We start from the raw sequence: 3,524 nt of genomic DNA, 5'->3' as shown, positions 1-3,524 counted from the left end.
AGCATAGGCTCGTCCGGAGAACGAGAAATCTCGCCTAGACAGCCGGAACAGACGATGCTCACATCACCGCCAGCCCAGCTAGACCGCCTGATTGAGCGGCAGAGGCCTGGTCATCGCCCGACGGCCATGGCGGCTGGCTACTTCGGGGGGCTTGCCTTGGGCAGGGCTGCAGCTTAGGTTGATGACATTGCAACAGACCCTAGCCCAGAACGATGACAATATCTGCATGCCATAAACCTCACCATCATCGGGAACACCCTGTTCGACAACCAGGAGCGTCAGGACAACGGCATACCACCGTCACGAGAGGTTGGCATCCAAATATCTGCCCTTCCGTACTACCTCACGCCAACCAGGCAGAAACAGCGCCATAGCATCTTCATCCAGGAAAACGGTACTGAAGGAGCCTGGTTCTTTGTTGCGTCTAACAAAGCAGCCAATAACACCATCCCGAAGCAGAGCCTCGTCTACAACGTAGTAATCACGAACGATTCCGGAGCGAAGGTTCCCGTCTTGAGCCACCCGCTGGGCCCGTGTGGGTGAGATGTTCTTCTCTACATTCACCTTCGACATAGTGAAGCTCCGGGAATCGGCCAAGACCTCGATCCTTCAAAAAATCGTTGAGCTCTGTCTGCACAACTGAACAGAGCGGGGCTCCACATTGGGGCCGTACGCAAGGGACACTCCCCCAGCAGAGATGTTTCGCACCAGATCAAGACGAGGATCGCATTTCGCCTCAAGCGTGCGCACCGCGAATTCGACGTGTGCAAACTCGAAAGTGTCCGTTCTAACGGGGACTCGACAAAGGTGCATTGGTCATGGAAGCACCAATATCCAGAGCCAAAATACATCTAACCTGCAGCCCTCACTCAGCACCCTCGCCCCTCGCTCTGGCACAGATCGCCTGGAACTGCGCCAAATTCGCAGCCCAAAATGGCGCAGTTCTGAAAACTGCGCCAGAATTGCACCAACAGCATTCAAACGGCGCCACCTCAGCTATGCCCTCCTCCAAAGACATACTCAATAGTATGCACGTATCTGGGAGCGGATTGACGCTGACTGAGCTATTGGCAAGACACCCCGAGATTGCTCGGAGAACAGCACAGCGGCTGATTGCAAAGCTGATAGAAAGCGGTCAAATCTCAGCGCAAGGTGAAGGTAGAGCACGGAGAACAGGGGCGCTTTGACGAGGCCGAACGAGTGATCCTGACCCTTGATGAGTCAAGGTCATGGCATGCAGCCGCTCAACGCGGAGTCTTCGGCACTATGCCGACCTGCATGCCAAAGGGATTAAACACACTGTTCAATGTCTGAACCGTCGGATTGCTCTCATCCAACTCAAGCTGTCGCAAGGCCCGCAATGACAGTTTGCACATCTGTGCAAATCTGGCCTGCTGCAAGCCAGTCACTTCCTTACGCAGGCGTCGCACTGCTCCTCCAATCGTGATCTCGCCGCTAGCCAACTGCTGCTGCAGCTCATTCAAAATGCGATTGCGCTCAAGAATGTCCATTAGACCAACCCCCACTGAAGCATCCGCTGCTGAAGATTTCTCAGGGCTATACGCGGGTGACTCATGGTTGAATCAGGAAGGCCTTGTGCACTCAGCAAGTCAGGTAGCGCGAGCAAGTCCTGAGCTGCCAACTGCAATCGTTGAAACAGTTCATCGGCATCAATCCACTCTGCGACCTCATCACAGGCCGCTCTCCAGTTGACCTCTCCTGCAAGCTCGATGTGCTTTGGCCACTTCGTCGTACGCGTAACACCCTCCTCGTCCATGACCATAGGAGCCAGGTCGTAGATTGGCGCCAACCGAACCCCCTGCTCGGAGCGGAGAATCGCGGTGTTACGTCCGTGGTTGTCTGAATTTCCGAGGATCTGGTTCAGCAGATCACGCCGCATGTATTCAAACACCAGATCACCGACCTGCTGTTCCTGCCCAACAGCTCGCCATAGCTCGACCAGCTTCCCCAGTACTTGCGTGTGCAGCATGTAACTACCCGCCTCGGTTACGCCACATAACGAGTACATTGACTCAACGGCAGTTCGGCAAACCCCAGCGGGGCTAATCTCCCGATCAAAGCGATGCATCCAGAGACTGGGCTTATTGCCCTCCTCCAATGCCAGCCCTTCAGCTGCAACCGTGTCCATTCCGAGCTGCTGGACGGCACGATAGAAGCAATACTCGCTGCGCAGGATGTCCTGATCGGTCTGACTGGCTTTGTTACGCGCGAACTTCACAAACCAGTGCTGGGCGGCGTCTGCATCTGGCAGCACGGCATCTGGATGTAAGGCGCCCTGCCGATCTTCAGTCAGCAACAGTTTGGGGGCCTCACCGCCAGCACCTGTCGCCCCGCCAATGGCTGCGCCCTGCTCATACGCGTACTCAAGGAATCGCGAGTCCCGGCTAATAACCTCATCGCGTGTGAAACCCAGCATCGGACTGCCCGCAATCGCCTCGACAGCCTCCTTGATACGCAGATTGCCAATTGGCGCAGGTGTGCATCGCCCAAGAAGGTAGAGATCAAGATTGAGAGCCTCGGGCCGCTCGCCGCCCAAACGCTTCAGTAGAAAGCGTCTTGCTGCACCTGATGGCAGGATGTCGAAGAGAAACGCAGGCGCCTTCTTATCTCGCCAAGAATCCCATCCGAGAGGGTAAGATGCACTGACAGCCACATTCAGCCGAGTGCCTACAGACTCCAATGAGTCAACCAGATAGCCATGCTGGTAGCCATAAGCACAAGCACCCTCCAGCCCTTCCTCGGGCTGCTCGAAACGGAGTTCCACGGCATTGCGCCACTGGCCATCCCTATAAACCTGCAGAGTAAGATTGTGCATATCAGTCACCAGCACTTTAATGCCTAAACAGTAGACGCACACGCATAAAAAGGCAATTTAATACCTAAAAAATAATCTCAACCACAGAATAAGGCATTAAAGCGCCTCAATCTCAGGAGTTAGCTCCCGCTTCGGAGGGCGCAGCCCGTGTTCAACTCCCCAGCAAGGATTTGAACCCGCGCCCAGCCAAATTGCCCAACTGCAACACTTACACTGGGTCTATTTGGATGCGCTCTTGACGGAAGGCTCAAGGTTCCTATACTGCAGATCGACTGCTTGCAGGCACCGCAGGCGCAGGTCAGCTCATGCTCGGGCAGCTCATGGATGACCTCCATACGCGGCAGGTTGGCCGGCAGCGGCTTGCGTTTGCCACGGCGCTTGACCGGCGCAACGACTTCTTCGGCTTCGACTGGCTCGGCGGCCGGCGCTTCGATCAGCTCTTCGACCTCGTTGAACATGGCCAACTGCGGCGAGTCGGCGTCTTCAGGGCTGCGCTCGGACTTGGGCGAGAACAGCTTGTGGCGCAGCAAGGCGTTCTCTTCCTGCAACTGCAGAATCAGAGCCTTGAGCAGGACGGGATCGTCGGGAAGATTGTCGGCGCCAAATTTCATGGCGCCGGATTATACCGGCTCAGGTTACGAAGCGCGGCGTCAGAACCTGATGCGGACGGTTACGCCACAGGTCGATA

At 56.0% G+C, this 3,524-nt stretch carries 2 protein-coding genes and 1 pseudogene; all 3 read right to left on the bottom strand.

Annotated features, from left to right (window positions below; all coding sequences use genetic code 11):
• Positions 1–1,244 precede the first annotated feature (1,244 nt).
• On the bottom strand, positions 1,245–1,511 hold the full coding sequence (locus tag N5J71_RS22155) for a helix-turn-helix domain-containing protein (protein ID WP_003459718.1): 267 nt from the start codon (positions 1,509–1,511) through the stop codon (positions 1,245–1,247).
• Entirely contained in the window at positions 1,511–2,836 is a 1,326-nt protein-coding gene (locus tag N5J71_RS22150; protein WP_003459717.1) for a type II toxin-antitoxin system HipA family toxin, read from the bottom strand. The genes N5J71_RS22155 and N5J71_RS22150 overlap by 1 nt, the downstream gene beginning before the upstream one ends.
• A gap of 266 nt (positions 2,837–3,102) precedes the next feature.
• Positions 3,103–3,447: pseudogene (locus tag N5J71_RS22145) on the bottom strand (transposase domain-containing protein); the annotation flags it as partial.
• Positions 3,448–3,524 lie beyond the last annotated feature (77 nt).

The sequence above is a fragment of the Ectopseudomonas oleovorans genome (assembly GCF_029845265.1).
GTDB classification, from domain to species: domain Bacteria; phylum Pseudomonadota; class Gammaproteobacteria; order Pseudomonadales; family Pseudomonadaceae; genus Aquipseudomonas; species Aquipseudomonas oleovorans.
This window is presented reverse-complemented; position numbering and strand designations above follow the sequence as displayed.

Coding starts and splice junctions, on each gene's coding strand:
- N5J71_RS22155 (WP_003459718.1), bottom strand. CDS start 1,511: ATGGACATTCTTGAGCGCAATCGCATTTTGAATGAGCTGCAGCAGCAG.
- N5J71_RS22150 (WP_003459717.1), bottom strand. CDS start 2,836: ATGCACAATCTTACTCTGCAGGTTTATAGGGATGGCCAGTGGCGCAAT.